This window comes from Haladaptatus sp. SPP-AMP-3, from assembly GCF_049568665.1.
Lineage (GTDB): Archaea > Halobacteriota > Halobacteria > Halobacteriales > Haladaptataceae > Haladaptatus > Haladaptatus paucihalophilus.
Genome location: NZ_CP145897.1, coordinates 1,898,009 through 1,921,893 on the forward strand (window position 1 = coordinate 1,898,009; position 23,885 = coordinate 1,921,893).

Below are 23,885 nucleotides of genomic sequence, written 5' to 3' on the forward strand. Positions count from 1 at the left end.
TCCGGTTTAAACTTCAGCCTCGTCGCCACCGTCGGTAATACGTTCGACCGCTTCGCGCGCCAACCGGTCGAAGGAGGCCGTTTCCGGCACGACATCGACGCGGATGTCCAGTTCGCTGGCGGTATCGTGCGTCGGGCCGCCGATGGCACCGACGGTCGCGTTTTCGAGACCGTCCACGGCTTCCGCTCGGATTCCGCGTTCCTCGGCGGCGTCGAGGAAGTGGTGCACGGTGAGCGAGGACGTGAACAGCGCGCCGTCAAGGTGGCCTTCGGCGGCGAGTTCCGCCGAGCGACCCGCCCCCTCGGGACGGACGAGTTCGTACAGCACCGTTTCGTGAACGTCCGCACCGGCGTCCGCGAGACCGTCGGTCAGCACCTCGCTCCCGTGGTCGCTCCGTGCGACCTCGACCGATTTGCCTCCCACGCGGTCGGCGAGGGTTGCGACCAATCCCCGCGAAGAGAACTTATCGGGGACGATATCCACGTCGTAGCCGTACTCGTGGAGCGTCGCGGCGGTGCGCTCGCCGATGGCACAGACGGTCGCATCGTCCGGACTCCACCCGGCCTCGTGTGCGAGTTCGACGCCGGTCTTGCTCGTCAGGACGACGTACTCCGCGTGTTGTGGGGCGTTATCGGTCGGGCGGACCGCGAGCATCGGGTCGGGAACGGGGTCGGCACCGAGCGATTCGAGCAGTTCCACCGCCTCGTCGAGGCGTTCGTCGTCCGGGCGGAAGACGGCGACCTTCATTCGCTTCCCTCGCGCGCCGCCGCGATGAGGTCGCGGGCACCGCGGTCCGCGAGTTCTTCGGCGACCTTCTTCGCGCCGGTGACGTGCGTTTCGACCGGGACGTCGCGCTTTATCGAGATAACCTCGGAGCCGTCCCCACTGAACACCTGCGCCTCGACGTGGACGTTTTCGCCCTGAATGATACTGTGAACGCCGATGGGGGCGATACAGCCGCCGTTCAATTCGCGGAGAATGGTCCGCTCGACGGTCGTTTCGACCCGCGTTCGCGGGTGGTCGAGAACGGTGTGCAGGTCCTGTGCGAGTTCGCCGTCCAACGTCATGACCGCCAGCGCGCCCTGTCCCGGCGCGGGGACGAACTGCTTGGGCGGCAGTCGGTCGTACTCGACGTGATGGGCGAGGCCGCTTCGTTGGAGGCCCGCCTCGGCAAGGACGATGCCGTCGTATTCGGTTTCGATGTCGCGTTCGAGCGCGCGACGTTCGACCTCCGAGAGGTCGTTGAACCACTCGTCGATGGTCTCGTCGTACGGGAACTCGTAGCTGTCCTTCTTCCCGACGTGGCCCTTTCGCTCCTTTTCTTCCTCGGTTCGCTCCTCGTGTTCGGCCTGAAGGACCGGGGCAAGCAGTTTCTCGATTCGCGTATCGACGTTGCCGCGGAGCGGTTTGACGGTGAGGTCGGGGCGGAAGTTCAGCAGTTGAGCCTTCCGCCGAAGGCTGGACGTGCCGACGACGGCACCATCGGGGAGCGCGTCGATGGGCTTTCCGTCCGGCGTCACGAGCACGTCGTTCGCGCTCGCACGCTCGGGGACGGCCGCGACGACCAGTTCGTTCGGATGGTCGGTCGGCATGTCCTTCATGGAATGAATCGCGCCGTCAACCTCCTCGTCCAGCACCTCTTGGTCCAGATTACGAACGAACGCGCCCGTCTTCCCGAGTTCCGTGATGAGTGCGTCGTCCAGTTGATCACCCGTCGTCTCCACTTCGACCAGTTCGACCGAGAACCGGCGGTCTTCCAGTGCCGCCTTTACCTCTCCAGACTGTCGGATTGCGAGGTCGGAACCTCGCGTAGCGAGACGAAGTTCCGTTCCGCGGTTGCTCATATTCGACACTGAGAACCCGACATTGAAACCACCTTCGCAACCCGTTCAGGCGGATTCGAACGTGGTCGCGCTCGGAAACGAGGCATCGTTTACTCACATTATCACACTATGTTTATAACAGGGAACCTTGTAGTGGCACATAGTGATGAGTGGAGAGGAATCATCGGTCGATAACGATGATACCGAAGAAACCGTCGAGACGAGACGGTACGATTGGACCTCCGTGGCACCGAGCATCGCCGTCGCCGAGGTAATCGGCGACGTAAAGAACAGCGATGCGAACGAACTCGCCCCGCTGTACGAGCACGTAGACCCGGAAGCACTAGACCGAATCATCGACCCGGAGATAGCGAGCCGGTTCGACACCCTCAATAGGGTTTCGTTCACGTACGACGACTGTCGGGTCACCGTCCGGAGTAACGGGGAAGTGACCGTCCGATGGGACGGGTCGCCGGGGGACGAATGAGATATCGAAGGATGTCGACGGCGGTAGCGGAACTATCTTCCCGAGCGCCGTTACCGTTCGTCGGCCATCGGTGGACTATCGTCTGTCCCTAATCCCGTCGCCATCAATCGGCGGGCGATGATCACGATACCGTTGTCGAACCCGCGCCCGAAGACCGCATTTTCGCTGTCGGTTTCGTCGGTCGTGACTCCCCGTTCGGAACTGATCAGAATCGTGCTTCCGTCGACGAGCAGGAGCCGACTGATTACCGCATCGTCGTCGGGATCGACCGGCGACGTGTCCAACCACTCCAATCCGGAGACGAAGACGGTTGCGTCGGGGAGTTGCTCCTGAATGAACTCGCGTAACGTCTCGTTCGACGTGCCGATGAGAACGTCGATTTCGGACGTGTGAGCCACTCGTAATCGTTCGATGAGTTCGTCAGTGATGGATTTTTCGTGACCGACGATGAGGAGAATCTCGTCCGTGGCCTCCTCGATGAGTTCCTGTGTCCGCGTTCGAATCGGCTCGGTCCCGGCCAGTGCCCAGACTTCGTGTGTCGCGTCCTCCTCGTCGCCCGGTTCCACTGGCTCGATATCGCTCATCGTCTCGACGAGGGTTTCGGTCCGCGATTCGTACTCTTGGCGAAGCGTCTCGGCCGCCTCCTCTACCGAAACAGATCGAAACTGCTGTGGATTCGAGTGCTGAACCTCGACGAGTCCTTGGGTTTCGAGCGCACGAATCGCGTCGTAGACGCGCGTCCGAGGAACCTCCGAAATTTCGCTTATCTCCTTCGCCGTTCCCTGCGGCATACGTGTCAACGCGACTAAACATTTCGCCTCGTACTCTTTCAATCCGAGTTGCTGGAGCAATTCGACTGCCTGCTGGTGATTAGATACGTCCTTCATGGGTCCCAACCATGCTACCGGTCGCCGCCGGTGCCGTCTGCGATATTTTGACGCCGCTCATAAGTCAGTTCCTTTCCTGTCCATTTGAATAGTTTGACAGGTTCGTTTCACCTATTCGTTTAGACCCTTCGTGCGTATGAACGTCACGAATAAAATAACGGATAGTTCGATTCTTACCGTATGGAGGTTCCTCACTTCGAGAAAGAAGCGACAGGTCGGAGTTGCGAGGCAAAAAACCGACACACTGGAAGGACCCCCATTCGACGAAAACGGGATTTTCGAAATGGTAAATCATCCCATCATTCACCCGAATAATCACAGTAAGGTTATACCGAGGTAGTTCGAAACGATACTCGGTACGGAGTTTGACAGGGTCCCAACTAACTGCCTCCGTACCACCCTCTTTCCCGTTTCGCGGGGGGTAACCGCGATGGGGACGACGATTCGCTGAACAACAGGGTGATAACTATTTGTAACTGACGTATCGTATGGGGAACGAACGTGAACAGTACGTCGGTCAAATAACGCAGAAAGCCGTCCTCTTCGACCCGGACGGGAACGTGCTGGTGACGAAGGTAACGGACCACTGGGAACCGCCGGGAGGTCGATTCGAGTACGGCGAAACGCTCGTCGGCGGACTTCGGCGCGAACTACGGGAGGAACTCGATGTGGACGCCAGAATCGGACCACCGGTCGATGCGGCGTACGGCGGGTGGATGGACGCCGAAACCGGAAATCCGGTCGTGACGCTCGTCTACCGATGCGAAACGGACGAGACGGAGATAATCCTGAACGATGGGCACGACGGCTACGAGTTGGTTTCGCCCGAAACCGCTGCGGAGCGGCTAAAAGCCGTCTTCGGCGGACGGATGGCGCGCGCCGTCGAGCGCGCCGCGACTCTCGACGACACGGAACCGTTCGCGGCAGTGACCGACCCCTACGCGGACACGGAGGTGACGACGGACGAAGTGTTGGCGGACCTCGCTGCCGCGCGTGCAGCGGATCCACCCGAGACGACCGATATCTGAGCGCTGCTCTCGGTCACGGAACGCCGAGGTTGTCGTGGCGTTCGCGGAGGTAGTACAGCGCGAAGGGGACGCTCAGGACGAACCCGGCGATGACCGCGGACGAGATATCGCTCGTCAACAGCCAAACGACGACCGCGGCGGCCAGTCCGAGGAGGCCGGTAAGCGCGTAGTTTCCGCTCGGTGGTTCCCACCCCTGTTCGGCGCGGTGTATCGCCTGCGTGTCCTGAAACACCGCGAACGGAAACACGGCGATGAGGACGGCGAAGGGGATGCCGACCGCGACCAGCGAGACGAGGGCGGCGTGGACGATGGGCGAGTCGTACGTCGAGGAGAAGATGTTCGGTTCCAACGAGATGGCGAACGCGACCCACGCGACCGTCACGACCCAGAAGACGAACACCACCGGCACCGCCGCAATCCAGTACCACCAGCGCGACTGTACCCGGTCGCCGGAGAGTTTTGGGCGTTGCATCTGTTCGTCACTTGGGACGGGGGGATAAAACGAATGTCGTCTCTCAAACGTCCCCGACCCGGAGAAAGAATCGTCGGAGTCGTCGATGGGGGTCCGTTAGGCCGGGGGTCTCGTCAGGCGGAGAGTCCGTCGAGTAGAGGGTGGTCACGTCCGGTTCGGCGGCCGTTACAGCGCTTCCTTGTACGCCTCCAGCGTCTTTTCGATGTCCTCCTCGGTGTGAGCGTAGCTGATGAACTGCGATTCGAACTGGTTTGCCGTGAGGAAGACCCCTTGGTCGAGCATCGCGGGCCAGAACAGCCGCTCCCAGCGTTCGGTTTCGGCGCGGTTCACGTCGCCCTTGTCCTTCGGACAGTACTCGAAGCGGGGACAGTCGGGGTCCTGACGGCATCCGGCGGCACACTGGCCCTCCAAGTCGCGCGGGCCGTTGCGCGTGAAGATGACTTTGAACATGCTGTCCGTGCCGACGACGGTGTACTCCGGCGCGCGGTCTTCGAGGATGTCTGTCAGCCCCGCGCGGAGTTGGTCGCCGAGCGACCGGACGTGGTCGTACACGTCGTTTTTCGCGGCGTAGCGGAGCGTTTCCAGTCCGGCGGTCAGCGCGAGCGGATGGCCGGAGTAGGTCCCCGCCTGAAACACGTCGCCGGTCGGCGCGAACTGCTCGATGATGTCCGCGCGGCCGCCGATGGCACCGACCGGGAACCCGCCGCCGATGACCTTGGCGAGCGTCGTCAGGTCGGGCGTGATGCCGAACTTGCCCTGTGCACACTGCAACCCGCCGATTCGGAACCCCGTCATCACCTCGTCGAAGATGAGCAGAGAGCCGTGGTCCTCCGTCAGCTCGCGGAGGGTCTCCAGATACCCGTCGACCGGCGGCACGCTGGCGCAGTTGCCCAGAATCGGCTCGGTGAGGACGCAGGCGATTTCGTCGCCGCGCTCCTCGAAGAGTTCGCGGGCCGCGTCGGCGTCGTTGAACGGGAGCGTGATAGTCTCCTCGGCGAACGCGGGCGGAATTCCGTTCGAACTCGGCTCCGAGGCCATCCCGGCGGTGCCCCGCACGAGCGTCGATTCCTGTGCGCCGTGATAGCCGCCCTGCATGACGACGATTTTGTCGCGCCCGGTGTAGCCGCGGGCGAGGCGCACGGCGGAAGAGGTCGCCTCCGTCCCGCTGTTGACGAACCGAATCATCTCGACGCTCGGGACGTGGCGGGTGACGAATTCGGCGAGTTCCACCTCGACTTCCGTCGGCGCGCCGTACATCGGCCCGTCGGCGAGTTGAGATTGGACGGCCGACTGCACCGGTTGTGGCAGGTCGTGGCCCAACAGGAGCGGCCCGTAGCCCATCACGTAGTCGATGTACTTGTTCCCGTCCGCGTCGATGACGTGTGCGCCGTCGCCGCGTTCGACGAAGAAGGGATACGGTCGGACGGCCCGAACGGGCGAGTTAACGCCGCCCGGCGTCACTGACAGCGCGCGGTCGTACAGGTTTCGTGAGCGCTCGCGGTTCATGTTCGGCCGGTTCGGACTCCCGCGTAAAGTTTGTGTCGAGAGGTGCGCGGGAACGGGGGAGAGGTCGGGTGGGAGCGAGTGGGGTAGAAGCAAGTCGGTCCGGTCCGGACCCATGCTGTACGTTTCCATGCGACATGTGAATATCGAATCGGCGGAAAAACGACGCGAGCGGTGAACGAACGTCACGGACGGAAACACAACACCGACCGTCCGATGGCGATCGTCCCTACTGCTGGAAGTGGTTCTGAAGGATTTCGAGCGTCTGTTCCCTGTCGTCCCAGTCCACGAACAGGGCGACGCTGGTCGCGCTGGTAATGAGGTCGTGGATGTTGATGTGCGCTTCCGCGATGGGGTCCACGAGTTCGTGGATAATTCCCGGTTCGTTCGGGAGTTCGCCACCCGTCACCCGAATCACGGCGATGGGGTCGTCCACCGTCACGCTGGAGAGCGATTCCTCGTCGATGACCTCCTGATGGAGGATGTTCTCGGCGCGTTCCGCTTCCTCCCTGTCCACGTAGAACGTGATGCTGTCCATACCGCTCGCCACCGCGTCGATGTTGATGTTGCCCGTTCCGAGCGCGGTGGAGAGGTCGGCGAGGATGCCGGGGCGGTTTCGAATCGCACGTCCCGCCAGGGTCATGCAGGCGAGCGGCGACTCGCGCATGTCGATGAGGTTCTCGAACTGTCCCGTGACGTTCGTCCCACCGGCCAGCAGGTCGCCGTGCTGGTAGTGGACGACGCGAACGTGTAGGTTGTCGTCCTTGTACGAGAGCGCGGACGGTGCGACGACTTCCGCCCCGCGGAACGAGAGGTTTCGGAGTTCGTCCACCGTGATTTCGCCGACGTTCCGCGCGCCTTCCACGACGCTCGGGTCGCCGGTCATGACGCCCTCCACGTCGGTAACGATGACCACTTCGTCGGCATCCATGTAGGTGCCGAGCATCACGGCCGTCGTATCGCTGCCGCCGCGGCCGAGCGTCGTCACGCCGCCCTCCTCGTTCTCGGCGAGGAATCCGGTGATGACGGGAACGATGCCGTCCATCTCCGACGCGAGTTCGGCGGCGCGTCCCTTGGTCGCCTCAACGTTGACTTCTCCGCGCTTGTCGGTGATGACGGGCCACTGCTCGCTGCCGGGTTCGAGAAATATCGCGTCCACGCCGCGCGCGGACAGGGCGGCTTTGAGCATGCGGACGCTCGTGCGCTCGCCCATGCTGACGATTTCGGCGCGGTCGGGTTCGTCCGCGTCGAAGTGAATTTCGTCGAGGAGTTCGTCGGTCGTGTTGCCCATCGCGCTGGCGACGACGGCGATTTCGTGTCCCGCTTCGACGGCCGCTGCTACGGAATCTGCGGCGCGGTTGATGCGGTCACCGCTTCCGAGGCTGGTGCCTCCGAACTTGGCGACTACGCGCACCGAACCACCGTCCGTGGTCGGTAATTCATGGGGGGGCATTGCAACGGCGTCCAGATAACTGCTTGCATGTCAAGAATTTCTGCCAGTTATTCCGCTGACAGTATCGGGACGGTTCGGGGACTCCGACGCCGACCTCGGGAGGTCGAACGGTCGGTGACGAAGGCTCAGTTCGTGGAGAGTCGAACGGTCGCCGTGTCGGTAGCACCGTTCGCGTCCGTGACTTTCAGTACCACCGTCAGCGACCCGCACGTCGGGACGGTAACCGAGACTACCGAACCGGACTCCTCGTACCGACCGTCACCGCCGATGTCCCACACGAACTCCAGTTCTCGGTCGGTCGAACAGGAAGCGACGAGTCGAACGATATCCCCGGCATCCACGGAGTCCAAATCGAGATTCGATACGACATCGATACACGCGTCGAGCGGCGGGAAGTCGTCCCCTCCGTCGGGGCCATCGGACGGGAGTCGCTCGTCGCCGTCCGGCCGCCGGTCGCACGACCCGAGGACGAAGAAGTTCGAGTAGTAGGTGTACTTGTAATCGAGCGTCGCGTTGGCTGGATACGTCGCGGCGTACAGTTTGCCATCGGCAACGACGGGTTCCCCGGCGGCCGGGGCGTCTTCCGGCGACGTTTCCAGGCCGTCGTTGTCGAGCAGGCACGACCACCGTCGGTCGCCGGTCGCGCTATCGACGGCGTGAACGAGTCCGCTACCGGCCGCCGGATTCGACTTCGGCGCGTACCGGGAGCCCAAATATACCGTCTCGTCACCCACGACAGGACTGCTGAGGAACCGTCCCTGTAGTTCCGTCTCCCATGCCGTTTCGCCGGAATCCGCATCGAGCGCTCGAAGAGTCGATTCGGCGTCCAAATCGACCAAAAAGACGTGACCGTCGGTGATGGCAGGACGGCCGTCCCACCTGTTGTCACCTTCGGATTCGTACGTCCACTCGACCTCCCCGGTGTCGGGCGACCGAGCTTCTATCCTGACGGTCGTGTCATCGGCGGCGACGTAATCGGTTTGGGTGTAGTACACCATCTCGCCGTTCGTTGCGGGCGTTCCGAGGGTCGCGTCGTCCGGGGGCGCACGCCACTTCACCGACCCGTCCGCCGCGTCGAGCGCGTTTCCGTCGCTCACGAAGACCGTTTCGGCAGCGTAACTCAGGGCATCGCCGACGTCCTTCGCGAGTCCGCTGACGCCATCGGTCTTCCACACGATTTCGCCGTTCTCGCGGTCGAAGGCGTACGTACCATCGCGGTTCGACGTGAATAGCCGGTCACCCGCGACGACGGGCGGGGACCACACGTCGTGGTCCGTCCGCTTCCACGTCGTCGCACCCGACTCGGCGTCCAGCGCGTATAACCCGTCCCCGTCGGCCTCCTCCGAGGTGTGTGTGGAAAAATAGAGCCGTTCGCCGTCGGTCGCGGGGGTCTTCGGACTGAAGATGTTGGTGCGCTTCCACCGTCTGTCGCCGGTTTCGATATCGTACGCGCCGAGATAGCCGGACCGTTCCCCAGGCGTGTTGTTCGTCGTCGCGGCGAGGTACACGACACCATCAGCGATGACGGGTTCGACACGGTACATACCGCCGTCCAAGTCCATCTTCCAGTCGAGCGTGGGGAACGGCGCGGGGCCGCTACCGCCGGTCGCTCCCGCTCTACCCGGGCCGGATCGGGGTCCGTTCCAGCGGTTTTCCCGTCCGCCCGTGCCATCGCCAGCGACGGAGACGGTACTCCCGTAGCTTGCGACACCCATGGTAATACCGACGGTTTTCAGGAACGTTCGACGGTCAGTGCCCGTTCGCGGTGAGAATTCTCCAGACATTATTCGGGTATAAAAATAATCGTTTTCAACATTGTTATGACCCGCCTGAATTGAATATTCAATCTTCAAGCAGTCCATAACAATAGTGGATACAGTTTTTGTACGAAGCATGCGCCACGGAGAAACCAGCAGCGGACGCACACGAACACTCGATATCGTGGACCGAACCCGCGTTGCAACGCGAGAGTCTTTCACCGGGCGGCGGTCGATGGGGGAGCGCTGAATGCCGACCTACGATATCGTCGAGGAGGGTGCCGATAATACCGGGGACACGGCGATCGATTCGGTTCTCGACGACCTCGTGGGAAGCGATACGACCATCGTCTTCCCCTCGGGGACCTACCGCCTCAACGAACTCGTCGTCCCCTCCGGCATGGACAACCTCGAACTCGTCGCGCCGAACGGCGCGCGACTCGTTCCCGGACGATCCGGCGACGACGTGCGGTGGTTGGAGGTGTCTTCGAGGGGGTTCGTCTTGGACGGGTTCGAACTCGACATGCGGAACACGGAGGTCCCACCGTTCGTTCGGATGAACTCCAACTCGGGGAACTGGGAACTCAAACGACTCGTGACCCGCGGAAAGGTTCGCGCCGCCACCGACACGAACGTCGGGTCGAACGATTCGAGTGATGCGCGCACGTACTTCCGGTTGTCGGCGGACGCCGGAACGCGCGGACTCATACAGGATTGTTACTTTCACGAAGGGGCGTGTGAACCCGACGAAGCGAGCAATCGACGGGCGGTGCTGGTCGAGTCCGGAAGCGGCAAACTGCTGTTCAATCGCTGTTGGTTCGAACAGTGGGCCGAGAACACGATATACGCGAAGAAGCCCGCGGGAGCGGTGAAGGTGTACAACTGCTTTTTCCGCAACACGCAAAACGGCATGCGTCTCGGCGGGAACTCCGAGGTGAACAACACCGTCTCGATAAAGGATGCACAGCACGCGCGACAAGCGTGGTCGAACGGGTCGCTACAGCGTGGAGTGAACAGCGAGGCGACCGTTCCGACCGACCTATCGGAGGGAATCGACAGCTACAACGGAACGCTCATCGTCGTCAACAGCGACTTCTATCACCGATACCCCTCGTCGAGTTGCGGCGGAGCAATCACGGCACCGCACCCGTGTCAGAATATTATCATATCGAGAGTCCGCATCAGCTACGATTCGACCAAGAACCACGACGCCATCTACACCCACGAGGGACAGATGAACGACGGGAGTCCGGTGAATCTCGAATCCCTCCGACTCCAGAACGTCCACGTCCGCAACGACCACGATTCGGAGTACGCGGTGTTCATCGGGGAAGAGCCGGACACGTGGGGAACGGTCTCCGGCGTCCTCGGCGGAACGGCAGCGGCGACCAACTCGTCGTACGTGCGAAACCGAATGACCATCGATGGGGACCCCGACCCACCGGTTACGGAACCCGCACTGCCGAGTCCGCCGCCGCTCGGGGAGGTCCCGATGCAGTCGGCGAAAGTCGTTCGCATCGATAACACGGGTAACAGTTCGGAATCGACCTTCGAAATCGAGGGCGGCGATCTCGTCCTCCCGAGCGGGGACGACGGCGCGACGGTGAACATGGGGTGGGCACGTCCGCTGTCGGCGCGACGGGTCCCGAACTCGACGCAGGCGAAGGGAACGATACCGCCCGGTGAAGTGTACGCGTTTTACGTGACGGGCGGTATCGAGTCGACGCAAGGAAGCGGTCCGGCGACGTGGACGGTGGACGGGGAGCCGTTCACACCGGGAACGACCCTCGCAACAAAGTCGTTCACCGCGGACCAACCGGAGGAGGACGCGTGGCGGAGGGCCGGGACGGGCGTCCCAGAGACGCGGGTCGTGGTCATGAAACCCCTCTCGTACAACGGGGGTGAACCGTGTCACACCCGTCTGCGGAACGTCGAGGACGGAAGCTTCCAGTACAAACTCGAAGAGTGGGAGTACTTGGGCGGAACACACACGACCGAAACGGCCCACATGCTCGCGGTGCAACCGACCGAACGGGAGGTACCGCTGGGCGACGGGAGCACGTATTCGGTGACAGCCGGAACCGTGACCGTGGACGATAGTTTCAGTACCGTTTCGCTGGGCGATTTCTTCGACGCACAACCGGTCGTGCTCACGAAATCACAGACGTTCAACGGGTCCAACCCGATAGTCACGCGAGTGAGGGAGGTATCACAGGGGTCGTTCGACGTGCGAGTACAGGAGGAAAGCGGCCTCAACGGACACGTGACCGAAACGGTCGGATACATCGCACTGGAACAAGCGACGGGGCGGCTCGACGGTGAGCCGTTCGAAGTGGGGCGGACCGGTATGAACGTGACGGACGAGTGGTATCGTGTCGACTTCCAGCAACAGTACGACTCGCCGCGGTTCATCGCGGACATGCAGACGTTCCACGGGTTGGATACGGCGGAACTTCGCTACCGGAACCTGACGGGGACCGGCGTCGAAGTCAAAGTCGAAGAAGAACAGAGCGGGGACGAGGAGACGGGTCACGCTACGGAAACGATCGGGTACGCAGTCTTCGAAGGAGCCAATTGAGCCTCCTCCCGCGCGAAAGGGAGCGGATTCCCGACCGCGGTCACTCGTCCATATTCGATTCGCCGGACCCCTCGGGAGCGTCGGGGTCGTCGGCCGATTCTCCGCCGACTCCGGCGGAAGACCGCTTTTCCGACGCTATTTCCGGGGATTCTCCCACGAAGTTCCCCGCCTTTTCGAGTTCCTCCATCGGGTCGAACGTGACGAGTCCGTTACCCCCGGTGTACTCGTAGGCGACCCACTCGGGAATCGTGAGGACGCCGTTCATCTTCCGGATGCGAACCCGTTTGATGAGCACGTCCTCGATTATCGACCCGTTCAACTGCAAGTCGATGAGTCCGTCGATGACGTAGGCCATGTCGTGGGGGAAGGCGTCCTCTTCCCCGGTGAACGTCGCGCCCGCGAAGACGATGACGAACCGGCCTTTGCAGACGTCAGCCCGAATGTCCTTGACGAAATCGTACGCTTGAACGGGTTGGACGAGTGACCCGAATTCGGTCAGCGAGTCGATGGCGACGACGCCGGTGTCGCTCATCGCCAGCGATTCGAGGCAGTTGTCGAGTTTGTTCTGGAGTTCGCTCGTGTCGCTCGGGTCGCGGACCGTCGTCGTCGCGGACGCGACGATGCGGTGGAGGAACTGGTTCCACTCGTCCATCCGAGTGAACATCCGGTCGCGGTCGCCGACGCGGTACGTGAAACAATCGAGGACGTGTAAGAGACCGGATTCGAGGTACGGGAGGACGTTCCACTCCAACGAGAGGAACTGCTCGATGACGGAAATCGGAGGTTCGGTGAAGCTGACGACGATGGCGGGTTCGCCGCGCCGAAGCGTCCGCCAGACGAGTTCCGACTGGATGGCGTTGTCGCGGGTTCCACCCTCACCGGAGAGGAGGACGAACGAGTTCCGCGGCAATCCCTCCGGCAGGTGGTCGTCGAGCGCCGATACGCCTGTGTTTATCTGTCGAAAGCCGTGGTAGGTCGTGAACACGCGGTCGCTTCGGCGCATCTCGTCCCGGCAGGTCCGCGAGCAGAACTCGTAGGTGGTATCGCCGTACTCCAGCGGGACCGGAATCTCGGGACACGGCAGACGACAGAAGTCACACCGAGTTCGGTCGGCGTTCCGGGGCTCCTCGCTCATAGTCACACGTTAGCATCCGATAGGGATGAAGCTACTCCCGACCGAAAACCATCGGTCGGCGGTGTATCGAGGACGGTACGGGTGGGCTGAAGAGTTAATGCGGGGGAGCGAGAATAGCCACACATGCGCGTCCGAGACGCGGTGGAGGCAGACGGGGGACGCCTCGCGGCACTCGCCGACGTACCGACCGAGGTGATGGCCGACGTGGTTCACGACCGGACGGTTTGCGTGGCGGAATCGGACGGAGAAATCGACGCCTTCGTCGGGTTCGAGGCCGACGAGGAGACGGTGCACGTCACGCACCTCTTCGGCGCGGAGGCGGCCTGCGAACACCTCCTCGACGAGCCGATTCGGTTCGCAGAGCGGGAGGCGATGCCCGTCGAGATACTGCTTCCCGAACCCGAGACGGATATCGTCGCAGTCGCCGAGAACGTCGGATTTGAAGAATCCGACCCCGGCCCGTGGTTCGACGGCCACCGAACCCGTCGATTTCGACTGGAGAACCCGACGACCGAGACGGAGTGAGTGCGAGTAACACGGCAGAAACCACCATACGCGACGTTCCTTTCCGAAACGTATTTTAATCTCTCCCGATTACCACGACATGCGTGTCCGGGTTGGGGTAGTGGACTATCCTCCAGCCTTGTGGAGGCTGGGACGCGGGTTCGATTCTCGCACCTGGACCTTTTACGAACATTGCTTCGTGAGCGGGTAGTTCTCGGAACCATCCGCGAGCGATTCACGCGTGACGTTCCCGAAACGGACTACTTCGGTTTCCAGTCGAGTGTTATCGAGACCGTCTCCCGGTCCCCGCGGAGCACGGAGGACGACTCGCGGATGCCGATTTCGTAGCCGATTTTCTTTCGCGGCGAGAGCGTGACCGTCTTGTTACCGACGTCGATATCGGCGGAACCTTTCCCGCGGAGTTGGGCCGCGATATCTTCGAGGAGGTCCGCCGCTTCGTCGCGCGTCACTTGTGCTTCGTGAAGCGTCTTTTCGGACATGGACGAAGGCATACTTCACACTGGAAAATAGCTGTTGTGGGCACGATGTTCGGCCGGACGAACACCGCGAACGGCAGGTTCGGCTCGTTCGGCCGAAATTCACTGATTCGAGGCGTATCGAGGGGGTTTGGGTCCTCCGTCGGTTTTGCGGTCGAATCGTCCGCAATCGAAACGTTTTGTCGGGGTGGGAAAACCCCAAATCGGCCGGTAGAAATCTTAGGCCCGCCAAAATCGGCGGGAAAGCATACAAGTGTGTAGTCCCAATTTTTCGCCATGGATTGGGGGCCGTACGCACTCGTCTTCGTCGCGGGATTGATCGCGGCGTTCGGAACGAGTCTCGGAGCGGTTCCGTTGTTTTGGGTCGACGCCATCGACGACAAACTCGACGTGGGACTGTGGGGTTTCGCCGGGGGATTGATGGCGTCCGCCTCGGTGTTCGGTCTGCTCTTCGAGTCGTACAAAAAGGATAGCGGTTTGCTGCTCGTCGGCGTCGGAATCGTCTCCGGTATCATCCTCGTCATCGTCGCCCATCGGGTCGTGGACCGCTACGGGACGAACTATCGACCCGAAGATATCGCCACGGGAGATTTCCAAACCATCCTCAACATCCTGCTGGTGTTGTTCGTTCACAGCTTTCCCGAGGGACTCGCCATCGGCGTCTCGTTCGCCGAACTCAATCGATCGGGCGGCATCCACCTCCTCGGATTCTCGGTTCCCTTCGTCGCCATCGCCATCACGGGGTCGCTCGCGATTCACAACTTCCCCGAGGGGCTGGCGACCGCGATTCCGATAAACGACGTGGACGGGATCGGAAACGGCCGCATGTGGGGCGCCGCGTTCTTCACGAGCCTCCCGCAACCGGTCGGTGCGGTCATCGCGTTCTACTTCGTGCGACTGGCCGAGCAGTTCCTCGGCTTCGGTTACGGGTTCGCGGCCGGGTCGATGCTGTACCTCGTTATCGGCGACGTGCTCCCCGAGGGACTTGAAGCGGGCGAAAACGTGTCGAGCGCGAAATGGTACCTGTCCGCGGGAGCGCTCGTCGGATTCGTGGCGTTCGTTCCGCTGTTGTTCATCCTCTAATCGACCAACTCGCCGAGCGTATCGAGCCACCGCGTCACCTGCTCGAAGACCAGATAGGTGTCCGTGACGTGCCGCTGGGCGCTGTAGGACCAGTCGTCCCACCGCTCGGGCGACCCGAGCACGTCGTCCAGCGTGCGAGCGACCGATGCGGGGTCGCCCGAATCCGGGACCAACCGTCCGTCCTCGCCGTCGCGGATTTGCGCGCTGATGCCGCCGGTATCCGCGCCCATCAGGACGGCGCGTTTCCACATCGCCTCCGTCACCGTGAGACCGAACCCCTCCTGAAGCGAGTTCTGGGCGACGACCGAGGAACACCGCTGGAGGGCGTTGATGACGAGCGCGCTGTCGTGCTGGTCGGGCGGCATGACGACGACGGCGACGTCGGACCGTACTTCGGGGTCGAGCGCCAGCCATTCCTCCTCCAGATTCTCGAGCGCTTGGCGTCCCTCCGGGTCGTCCGCCACCGAGGAGGGGTCGGGACCGACGAGGAGGAGACGGGCCTCCTCGATTCGCCGACGGTGAGCGGCGGAGCGCTCCGAACCGGTCGAATCGTCGCCGCCGTTCGCGGCCGTCTTCACGGAGGCGTCCATCTCTTCACGAACGTCGCGTTTGAGTTCGGCGAATCCGCGCAACAAGGGAACGAATCCCTTGAGACCGTCCCAGCGGGAGATTTGACAAATCGTCGGACGGAAGAGTAGACCGATATCGTCCGGGTCCGTCGCGGGCGCGAACGTGCCGTCGGCCTGTAATCGCCGCGCCGGTTGGTCGAACCGCTCGACCGGGTGGTCGGTGTCGGTGAGGTCAGCCCGCGCCAGAACGGTAGCGACCTCCTGCGGCTTGAGACGGCGGTTCTTCGCGCTGAACGGGTCGATTGCGGGCGGGATGATGTCGGCCTCGGTTTCCAGAAATGCGGGGACGTACGCGGGGAGCGTGAACACCGTCCGGTCGTAGTCGGCTATCCACGGGCGGAGGAACTCCCACGCGGTTCGGGATTTTTCCGAGTGCTCCTCGGACCCGATGTGACACCGCCAAACGGCGGGAACGTCCAGCGCGTCGGCGACCATCGAACCCGCCGCGAGCGGTTGCGGGTCGTGGACGACGAGCACGTCCTCGGGTGCGATGTGGTCTTCGAGTTCGTCGGCGACCGAGCGACTCGTCGCTTCATAAATCGACCGCTCGTGGTCCACGAGGTCGGGGTCGCCAGCACCGTGCAGGAGGTTGTGAATCCCTTTCGTGAACTCGAAGAAAACCGGTTCGTCCACGTCGATGACAGCCCATTCCGCATCGACACCGAGCGCGCGGACGAGGCCGACGAGTTTCGGCATCATCTCGGCGACGCCGCCGCCGCTCGCCGTCGAGTTCACCATCCAGACGGTGCGTCCGTCCAGCGCGGCCACGTCGTCGGTGACGGCGTTTTGCATCGCTCGGACCGAATCCCGAAGGACGGTATCGGTCGCGTACTCCTCGATACTGTGTTCGACCTCGATGTCGATGAGTCGTATCATTGGTACCGCCGCGATGCTATGTGGAATGACAGCACACCGTAAACAGATTGTGTTCGAAAACTGGCAAACGGGCGGAGAGCGACGAAGAAATTCGGGTCAGCCCTGTGTACTAAAATACACCGAAAAGTACTATTTACTACTGAAAAATACTAAATGGCATCGAATACTACTGAACTCGTTTCTCGACTACTGTACTCTACTTGTCCGGGCCGAGGTGACCGATAGACGAAACGTCATCGTTCACTGACGGTCGTCGAAACGACGGTCCCAGTGTCATCGACGGTCAATCGAAGTTCCTCGGAATCGAGGGGGATGCGAAGACGAAGGCGGGGCGGGTCGTCATCGAGGACGCGCAGATAGTCGCGGTGGAGCGCCCAGTCGAGGTCCCACAGATACCGCTCGTCGAGCGAGACGCCTCGTTCGGCGTGAAAACCAACGACTCGGGGGGAATCGCGGACGAGACACCCGACGGGGAGGTTCGCCATCGCCCAACACGCAGAACAGGAGACGCGGAGTCGGTACGGTACGTTTCCGGTGCCTAGTTCGGGTCGGTAGTCGGTGAGGGTGCCGGACATCCGGGAACCACATTCGGGACAGGTACCGGCGGCGGCGAGAGCGTTCCAACGACGAGTCCACACCTCGAAGGCGTCGAGGAGGTCGTCGCGGCGGGTCGTCGGCGCTGGCGGAAAGGGGTTGTGCAGGAGTTCCTCGCCGCAAGATTCGCAGGCGATGTGAATGCGTTCCTCCTCGTAACGGGCGAACAGCGCCTCGTTTCCGCATTCGTAACACGTTCCGGGCGCGTCGAGCGTCGTCCCGTCGGCCTGCTCGGTGAACACGCCCGCCGTCAGCGCGCTCGCCACCTTCCGGCCCGCGTAGGTGAGCGCGTAGCCGTCGGACGATTTTCTGACGAACTGCCCGACGAGGCGCTGGAGGTGATAGTTGAAGTTGCCGCTGTCGCGGAGGCCAACCCGTCGTTTGAGGTCGGCGTAGGGGAGCGGGGAGTGACCCTCGCGGAACGCCTGCTGGAGTTCGTAGAGAATCGAGACGCGGCGTTCGTTGCCGATAGCGGCGAGCGCGTCGGCCGGGTCGGGTCGCTCGTCCTCCATGTCCGGGCGTTCGGCGAGGGCGAATAAAACCCCCGTGAAAGATGTCAGCGTTCTATGTGCAATCGAGTGCGCAGAAGGAACTCGGTGCTGTCGCACGGTCGAGTACGTATGTGGCAGTCGAATCGGAACATCGGCCTCTACTACGCCTACAAGTCCACGAAAGCGGTGGAGTTCTACCGGCCGATAATGTACCTCTACTTCCTCTCGCTCGGGTTGGATTACACCGGCATCGCCATCCTCGAAGGGATTTACAACGTCACGACACTCGTCTCGGAGATTCCGACGGGCTACGTCGGCGACCGGGTGGGCCGACGGAACAGTCTGCTCATCGGGACGAGCATCATCACGCTGACGCTCGTCGGCATCGGTTTCGCGGGGAACTTCGCGCAACTCGCGGTGCTGTACGCCTGCTGGTCGTTCGGCTACACCTTCCGGTCGGGGAGCAGCGACGCGTGGCTCTACGATACGCTCACCGACGACTTATCGGAGGACAGGTTCGCTCACGTGCGCGGACGCGGACAGGCGGTCGCCCTGCTGGTCGGGGTCGTCGGGTCCGTGCTCGGCGGCTATCTCGGGAATATCGACCTCGCCTATCCGTTCCTGGTCGCCGCGGGAGTGACTGGAATCGGCGTCCCCGTCCTGCTCGCAATGGACGAACCCACGAGTTACGAGGAGAGCGAATCCGACGAACTCGGCATCCGGGAGGCCGTCGGCGTGATTCGGGAGACGCTTTCGAATCCGCGGCTTCGGGCCTTCGTCGTCTACTACTTCGTCCTCTTCTCGGCGGTGTCCTACCTCGTGTTCATGTACGTCCAACCGGTGTTGGAGACCGTCCTACCGCAGGTCGGCGTTCCGAAGGGGAGCGTCGAACCCATTCTCGGCTGGTTCTACGCCGCCATCAGCCTCCTCTCGGCGGGACTGAGCTACTACACCGGAGCGATTCGGGAGCGGATCGGCATTCGAACGTGGTTCCTCGTGATTCCGTTCGTCGTCGGCCTCGGCCTCGTCACGCTTCGATTCGTCCCGGTGCTCGCGATTCCGGCGTTCCTGTTCGCACGCGGTATCGCGGAGACGACCCGGTCGCTGGCGTCCCAATACGTCAACGACCGCATCGAGACGCTCGGACGGGCGACGGTGCTGTCTGCGCTGGCGATGGTGAGTTCGCTGACCGTCATCCCCTTCCAACTCGGGAGCGGACTACTTTCGGACGCCGCCTCCCCGCTCACCGCGCTGGCGGTCGCGGGCGGCGTACTCGTGGTCGGGTCGCTCGCCGTCCTCGGCTGGGAGTCGCCGGTGAAATCGTCCACCGGACAGCGCGCTGAGGCGGAATAGCACCCGTATTCGGAATCTCTTTGAAGGCAGAAACCCCACGCCCCCACATGAAGGTGTTCGGGTCGAGCGGGACGAGAGGGGTCGCCAACGACGAACTAACCCCCGAGTTCGTGCTCAAGATCGCGAAGGCGGCGGGGACGGTCTGGCGCACCGACCGAGTCGCGCTGGCACAGGATACACGGGCTACGGGAGACATGCTCGCGGACGCCGCCGCGAGCGGGTTGGCGAGTGTCGGGGCGAACGTGGACCGACTCGGCGTCGTTCCGACACCCGGCGCACAGGCGTACGCCGAAAGCGAGGGCGTTCCCGCGTTGATGATAACCGCCTCGCACAACCCGCCGGAGTACAACGGCGTGAAACTCATCGGCGACGACGGTATCGAACTCGCCGTCGGCAGCCTCGAACGAGTCGAAGAGAAGTTTCTCACCGAGAAGTTCGAGGAGGTTCGCTGGAGCGAGACGGGTCACAGCCACCTCATCGAGGACTCCCGCGAGCGGTACGTCTCCCAACTGCTCGAATCCATCGACAGGGACCGAATCGCCAACGCGAACCTCACCGTCGCACTCGACCCCGGACACGGTGCCGGGTCGCTCACCTCACCCGAATTTTTCCGCAAACTCGGCTGTACCATCGTCACGACGAACAGCCAACCCGACGGCCACTTCCCCGGTCGTGACCCCGAACCCGTCCCCGGAAACCTCGCCGACCTCGGCCGGTTGGTCGAAGCAAGCGGCGCGGACGTCGGCATCGCACACGACGGCGACGCCGACCGCGCAATCTTCTACGACGAGAACGGCCAGTACATCGAGGGGGATGCCACGCTTGCCGCGCTCGCCGCCGCACAACTCGAACCCGACGACGCCGTCGTCTCCGCCGTCAACGTCTCACAACGCCTCGTCGACGTCGCACACGAGACGGGCGCGAGGCTCGAACTGACCCCCATCGGCAGCACCAACATCATCACGCGAATCAGGGAGTTGGCGGACCAGAACGTCGTGGTTCCAGTCGCCGGAGAGGGCAACGGCGGCGTCTTCTTCCCGAACTACCGGTTGAGCCGTGACGGCGCGTACACCGCCGCAAAGTTCCTCGAACTGCTGGCCGACGAGCGCGCGAGCGCCATCGTCGAACCGTACAACGGCTACCACAACGTTCGGACGAACATCTCCTACACGACGGACGCGGAACAGGACGCGCTCCTCGCCGCCGCCGAACGGGAGGCCGAGGAGTCGAACGCGGAACTCAACACCCGCGACGGCTACCGACTGGACTTCGGCGACGCGTGGGTCCTCGCCCGCCCGAGCGGGACGGAACCGATGGTTCGAATCTACGCCGAGGCGCGCGAACGCCACCGCGCCGAAGAACTCGCAGAAGAGATGGAAACCGCGCTCCGCGCGGCCAAAGCGAACGTCTGAGCGCGATTCTTTTTTTCGACTCGAACGACCCTACCGCGAGGGATACTCGTCGAGCGCGTCGGAGAGCGTGTCTTTTCGTTCCCGTGCGCGTTCGAGTTCGTCGGTCACGTCGCCGCGGGCGAGTCGGTCGCGCTCCTCGTCGGAGAGTTCCGAGCGCGCCCGTGCGGCGGTGCGGAGACGCTCGAAGTCGTCGTCGCGGGTGAGTCGTTCCACCTCTCGAAGCCGCGTGATGGCCTCCGGCGGTGCGAAGCGGTCCGCGACGCGAATCGCCTCGTCGCACCACCAGCGGAGTTCGTTCGCGGCGGCGGGCGGCCAGTCGATGGTGAGCGGTTCGGGACCGAGACGGTCGAAGTACGTCTCGTTCGTGGCGACGGCGCGCTTCAGCGCCGCGGGGTCGGCGACGTAGTGGTCGAGTTTCGACCGGGAGTAGTGCGCGTATTCGAGCAGTTCGGGAAGGGTGAGGTCTCCGACGTCGCTGTCGAGGAGGTACGCGCGGAGTTCGTCCGGCGGCGGCTGGAACTCGATGAGCGGGTAGTGTTCGGTCGCGGCGAGGAATTCTATCAGTTCGCGGACGTCCTCGTCGTGAGTGAACGATTCGAACGCCTCGGTGATGGCGTCGTTGGCGGCGTCGATGGGTTCCCGAAGCAGTTCCGTCGGAGCGTCCAAGTCGGCGTCGCCGAGTTCCCGAAGTCGTTCGAGGTCCTCGATTCGCACCTCCAGTTCCGTTACCCGTTGCGAGACGGTGTGCCGGGCGTCCCGGTAGCGCTTGCGGGCTTCGTTTCGCTCGTCCGAAAGGGCGACGATATCTTCGGCGGGCGAAAGAGCGTTCCGTCCGTTTTCGAAATCGCGCTCGCTCAGCCGACGTTTGTCGATGGCGTTTTCCGCCCGTTCGAACGCCTCGCGCGCGGGCAAGTCGTCGGGCAGGTTCTCCACGAGGTCGGCGAACTGCCCTTGGAACTGGACGAACGCTTGGAAGTCGCCGGTTCCGGTCGCCTTCCCCTCGTAGCGGTCGAGCAGGTGCGTGGTGCGGTCGTAGGCGTCGGCGACGGCGCGGATGGACTCCTCGCCGTACTCCGCGACGGCGGCGTTGGCTTCTCGACACGCCTCGTCCGCGTCGCGGAGTCGGGTCAACGGGTCACTCATAGGCCTCGTCGGGGTCGAACACCCGTTCACCGACGACCGTCGTTTCGGCGGTTACGGCGGACGCGTCGGTGGGGTCGGTCGATTCTTTCTCGTCCCGATTCACGGAGTCGAGGGTTCGGTAGAAACAGGACTCGTAGCCCGTGTGGCAGGCGCCGCCCTCCTGCTCGACGCGGTAGAGGAACGTATCGCCGTCGCAATCGACGCGAACGTCCGCGACGCGCTGGACGTGGCCGCTGGTGCCGCCCTTCTTCCAGAGTTCGTCCCGACTCCGGGAGTAGTAGTGAGCGAACCCGGTTTCGAGGGTCTTCTCGACCGCTTCGGGGGTGACGTACGCCAGCATCAGCACGTCGCCGGTGTCGGTATCCTGCGCGATTGCAGGGAGCAATTCGGTGTCGTCGAACGCGAGGGCGACTTCGGACGACTCGTTCATGAATGAACGAACGAATCGGTGAAGAATATGCTTTTCCGCTCGGGGAAGAAATGATTTTTAGCCGTCATTTTTTAGTGGGAGGGGTCAGTCATCGACCAGTCCCGCGAAATCGGTCATCGGGATTATCTCCATCGTCTGCATGTCCATCCCGTGACGTTCGACCGCGATACCGGCCTTGAACGCGGTGTCGCGGTCCGGCGCTTCGAAGATGAGCAGGAAGTCGTACTCGCCGAGCACGGCAAAGCTTCCATCCAGTTCGACGCCGAACTCCTCGAATTCGAGGCGGATGTCGCCCCACGTCGAAACGAGGTCTTGGGCGTTCTGAACGCTCGTTCGGATGTCCACGAGTGCAACGTACTTCGCCATGAACAACGAATCGAGGCGCAGCGGGAAAACGGTTGTAGCCACCTTCTTAAAACAGTCGTCAGCGAGGGCGGACGGGTCAGTCGCCGAGCATCGCCATCGGCTCACGGTCACCGCTCCGGACCTCCGCCGCGACCGTGCTCACGTCCGCGAACTCGACGCCCGGTTTCGCACGCATGTGCCCTATCAACTCCTCCAACCGGGTCGTTCGCGGGGGTTGCCCGATGACTTGCGGGTGCATCGCCAGCGTGAAAATCCCGTTTTCCACGTGCTCGTGCATCCAATCGAACTGCGCCCGCCAGAGGTCGAACACCGACCGCTCGTCGGCGAAGCCCCACAGAATCGACTGCTCCCAGACGAACATCAGCGCCGGGAAGTCCGCCCGTTTCCACGATATCGGTACCTCCACGATGTCGCTCTTCTCACCGATTTCGTAGGGGTTGTCCCGCGGTGCGCTCCAGTTCTTCCGGAGGTAGTACGGCCGGAAGTCGTTGCCCATCTGGCTCGAATCCCACTCGAAGCCCAGTTCGTCGAGGATGTCGAGCGTGTGCGTCGAGAACTCCCACGCGGGGGACCGAAAGCCGACCGGTGGACTACCGGTGGCGTCCTCGATGTTCGTCATCGCGCGTTCGTACTCGGCCTTTTCGTCCGCCTTGCCGTCGAACGTGCTCGAGTTGACGTGCCGCCAGCCGTGACACTGGACGTCGTAGCCGCGGTCGTGGACCTCGCCGACGCGCTCGGGGAAGCTCTCGATGGTGTGGCCGGGGACGAACCACGTCGCCGGAATCCCGTGTCTGTCGTGCAGGTCGAGGAGTCGGGGTGCGCCGTACACCCCCCGGGACAGTTGCGTCGGCGCGTTCCCGACCTCGAAGGTGTGAATCCACACCGACACCGCGTCGAAGTCGTAAGTCAAACAGACGGTCGCGTCACTCATCGAGAACCGTGACGACGAGGAGCGGCTTACCTGTAGCTCATTGGTACAGTTCCGAGAGGAGTTGGATTACGAGTACCCGGCGGGAACCCATCAGAGCGACGTACCACACTCGCATAACGTCCGTACACCACGTCCGCACACCACACTTTCGCATAACGTCCGCACACCACACCCACACACCATATCCACGTACCACACCCGCACACCACATCCGCACAAGAGATATATATCGTCCCGCGAGTACGGTTGGACGAGCAACACGATGCTAGGTGACTGCTTTACACGCCGGGTTCCCGCCCGCTAACTTAGTCACCACCATCGTCGTTTTTCCGCCCGCTTTCGACACGGAGAGCCACGCACACCGAGAAGAAAACAGCGGCGCGAACGGACGTTCGCGCCGCGCTCGACGGCATCCGGTCGAAGAGGGAGGGCGCTCCATCGAAATCAGAAATC

The 23,885-nt window shown here is 62.8% G+C and carries 22 protein-coding genes and 1 tRNA gene; 8 read left to right on the forward strand and 15 right to left on the reverse strand.

Going from position 1 to position 23,885, the window contains the following annotated elements:
* Positions 1–6: 6 nt before the first annotated feature.
* Together V5735_RS10595 and hemC are read right to left on the reverse strand one after the other, a co-directional pair.
* Positions 7–747, reverse strand: coding sequence for a uroporphyrinogen-III synthase (locus tag V5735_RS10595; RefSeq protein ID WP_423743490.1), 741 nt, complete (start codon positions 745–747; stop codon positions 7–9).
* On the reverse strand, positions 744–1,844 hold the full coding sequence (gene hemC / locus V5735_RS10600; protein ID WP_423743491.1) for a hydroxymethylbilane synthase: 1,101 nt from the start codon (positions 1,842–1,844) through the stop codon (positions 744–746). Before hemC ends, V5735_RS10595 begins: the two co-directional genes overlap by 4 nt.
* A gap of 145 nt (positions 1,845–1,989) precedes the next feature.
* On the opposite strand from hemC, the gene V5735_RS10605 reads away from it, so the two are divergent.
* Positions 1,990–2,310, forward strand: coding sequence for a HalOD1 output domain-containing protein (locus tag V5735_RS10605; RefSeq protein WP_423743492.1), 321 nt, complete (start codon positions 1,990–1,992; stop codon positions 2,308–2,310).
* 50 nt (positions 2,311–2,360) lie between these two features.
* On the opposite strand, the gene V5735_RS10610 is transcribed toward V5735_RS10605, so the two are convergent.
* A complete protein-coding gene (locus tag V5735_RS10610; protein WP_423743493.1) occupies positions 2,361–3,197 on the reverse strand; it encodes a TrmB family transcriptional regulator in 837 nt (278 codons plus the stop codon).
* A gap of 488 nt (positions 3,198–3,685) precedes the next feature.
* Here V5735_RS10610 and V5735_RS10615 point away from each other — a divergent pair, with 488 nt between their 5' ends.
* Positions 3,686–4,225, forward strand: a complete 540-nt coding sequence (locus V5735_RS10615; protein ID WP_423743494.1) for an NUDIX domain-containing protein — start codon at positions 3,686–3,688, stop codon at positions 4,223–4,225.
* 13 nt (positions 4,226–4,238) lie between these two features.
* Here V5735_RS10615 and V5735_RS10620 read toward each other — a convergent pair whose 3' ends face one another.
* The 4 genes from V5735_RS10620 to V5735_RS10635 form a co-directional block, all read right to left on the reverse strand.
* Positions 4,239–4,697, reverse strand: a complete 459-nt coding sequence (locus tag V5735_RS10620) for a hypothetical protein (protein WP_423743495.1) — start codon at positions 4,695–4,697, stop codon at positions 4,239–4,241.
* 165 nt (positions 4,698–4,862) lie between these two features.
* On the reverse strand, positions 4,863–6,203 hold the full coding sequence (gene hemL / locus V5735_RS10625; protein WP_423746016.1) for a glutamate-1-semialdehyde 2,1-aminomutase: 1,341 nt from the start codon (positions 6,201–6,203) through the stop codon (positions 4,863–4,865).
* A 226-nt stretch (positions 6,204–6,429) separates the two neighbouring features.
* Positions 6,430–7,614: an aspartate kinase gene (locus V5735_RS10630; protein ID WP_423746017.1), complete on the reverse strand. Its 1,185-nt coding sequence runs from the start codon at positions 7,612–7,614 to the stop codon at positions 6,430–6,432.
* A gap of 164 nt (positions 7,615–7,778) precedes the next feature.
* Entirely contained in the window at positions 7,779–9,437 is a 1,659-nt protein-coding gene (locus V5735_RS10635; RefSeq protein WP_423743496.1) for a PQQ-binding-like beta-propeller repeat protein, read from the reverse strand.
* A 223-nt stretch (positions 9,438–9,660) separates the two neighbouring features.
* Between V5735_RS10635 and V5735_RS10640 the strand changes: the two genes are divergently transcribed.
* On the forward strand, positions 9,661–11,988 hold the full coding sequence (locus V5735_RS10640; RefSeq protein ID WP_423743497.1) for a hypothetical protein: 2,328 nt from the start codon (positions 9,661–9,663) through the stop codon (positions 11,986–11,988).
* Between the two features lie 40 nt (positions 11,989–12,028).
* Here V5735_RS10640 and V5735_RS10645 read toward each other — a convergent pair whose 3' ends face one another.
* Positions 12,029–13,123 (reverse strand): ATPase domain-containing protein, encoded by a 1,095-nt coding sequence (locus V5735_RS10645; RefSeq protein WP_423743498.1) that lies wholly within the window; start codon positions 13,121–13,123, stop codon positions 12,029–12,031.
* 123 nt (positions 13,124–13,246) lie between these two features.
* Here V5735_RS10645 and V5735_RS10650 point away from each other — a divergent pair, with 123 nt between their 5' ends.
* Both V5735_RS10650 and V5735_RS10655 read left to right on the forward strand, forming a co-directional pair.
* Positions 13,247–13,648 carry a hypothetical protein gene (locus V5735_RS10650; protein WP_423743499.1) on the forward strand — a complete coding sequence of 134 codons (402 nt, stop codon included), beginning with the start codon at positions 13,247–13,249 and terminating at the stop codon, positions 13,646–13,648.
* Between the two features lie 86 nt (positions 13,649–13,734).
* Positions 13,735–13,807 (forward strand) — tRNA-His (locus V5735_RS10655).
* Positions 13,808–13,887: 80 nt separating this feature from the next.
* On the opposite strand, the gene V5735_RS10660 is transcribed toward V5735_RS10655, so the two are convergent.
* Positions 13,888–14,127: an amphi-Trp domain-containing protein gene (locus tag V5735_RS10660; protein WP_423743500.1), complete on the reverse strand. Its 240-nt coding sequence runs from the start codon at positions 14,125–14,127 to the stop codon at positions 13,888–13,890.
* Between the two features lie 273 nt (positions 14,128–14,400).
* Between V5735_RS10660 and V5735_RS10665 the strand changes: the two genes are divergently transcribed.
* Positions 14,401–15,207, forward strand: a complete 807-nt coding sequence (locus tag V5735_RS10665; protein WP_423743501.1) for a ZIP family metal transporter — start codon at positions 14,401–14,403, stop codon at positions 15,205–15,207.
* Here V5735_RS10665 and V5735_RS10670 read toward each other — a convergent pair.
* Positions 15,204–16,712 (reverse strand): glycosyltransferase, encoded by a 1,509-nt coding sequence (locus V5735_RS10670; RefSeq protein ID WP_423743502.1) that lies wholly within the window; start codon positions 16,710–16,712, stop codon positions 15,204–15,206. The two genes, V5735_RS10665 and V5735_RS10670, sit on opposite strands and share 4 nt — an antisense overlap.
* Before the next feature lie 233 nt (positions 16,713–16,945).
* The gene (locus V5735_RS10675) at positions 16,946–17,818 is read right to left on the reverse strand and encodes a DUF7351 domain-containing protein (protein ID WP_423743503.1); all 873 of its coding nucleotides are present in this window, start codon (positions 17,816–17,818) and stop codon (positions 16,946–16,948) included.
* A gap of 108 nt (positions 17,819–17,926) precedes the next feature.
* On the opposite strand from V5735_RS10675, the gene V5735_RS10680 reads away from it, so the two are divergent.
* Together V5735_RS10680 and glmM are read left to right on the forward strand one after the other, a co-directional pair.
* Positions 17,927–19,150, forward strand: coding sequence for an MFS transporter (locus tag V5735_RS10680; RefSeq protein WP_423743504.1), 1,224 nt, complete (start codon positions 17,927–17,929; stop codon positions 19,148–19,150).
* Between the two features lie 47 nt (positions 19,151–19,197).
* Positions 19,198–20,562 (forward strand): phosphoglucosamine mutase, encoded by a 1,365-nt coding sequence (glmM, locus tag V5735_RS10685; protein ID WP_423743505.1) that lies wholly within the window; start codon positions 19,198–19,200, stop codon positions 20,560–20,562.
* 30 nt (positions 20,563–20,592) lie between these two features.
* Here glmM and V5735_RS10690 read toward each other — a convergent pair whose 3' ends face one another.
* The 4 genes from V5735_RS10690 to V5735_RS10705 all read right to left on the reverse strand — a co-directional run bounded on the left by V5735_RS10690 (position 20,593) and on the right by V5735_RS10705 (position 23,432).
* Positions 20,593–21,705, reverse strand: a complete 1,113-nt coding sequence (locus V5735_RS10690) for a DUF7118 family protein (RefSeq protein WP_423743506.1) — start codon at positions 21,703–21,705, stop codon at positions 20,593–20,595.
* A complete protein-coding gene (hisI, locus tag V5735_RS10695; protein WP_423743507.1) occupies positions 21,698–22,135 on the reverse strand; it encodes a phosphoribosyl-AMP cyclohydrolase in 438 nt (145 codons plus the stop codon). The genes V5735_RS10690 and hisI overlap by 8 nt, the downstream gene beginning before the upstream one ends.
* A gap of 84 nt (positions 22,136–22,219) precedes the next feature.
* Positions 22,220–22,501, reverse strand: a complete 282-nt coding sequence (locus V5735_RS10700; RefSeq protein ID WP_423743508.1) for a GYD domain-containing protein — start codon at positions 22,499–22,501, stop codon at positions 22,220–22,222.
* A 76-nt stretch (positions 22,502–22,577) separates the two neighbouring features.
* A complete protein-coding gene (locus V5735_RS10705) occupies positions 22,578–23,432 on the reverse strand; it encodes a polysaccharide deacetylase family protein (RefSeq protein ID WP_423743509.1) in 855 nt (284 codons plus the stop codon).
* Positions 23,433–23,885 lie beyond the last annotated feature (453 nt).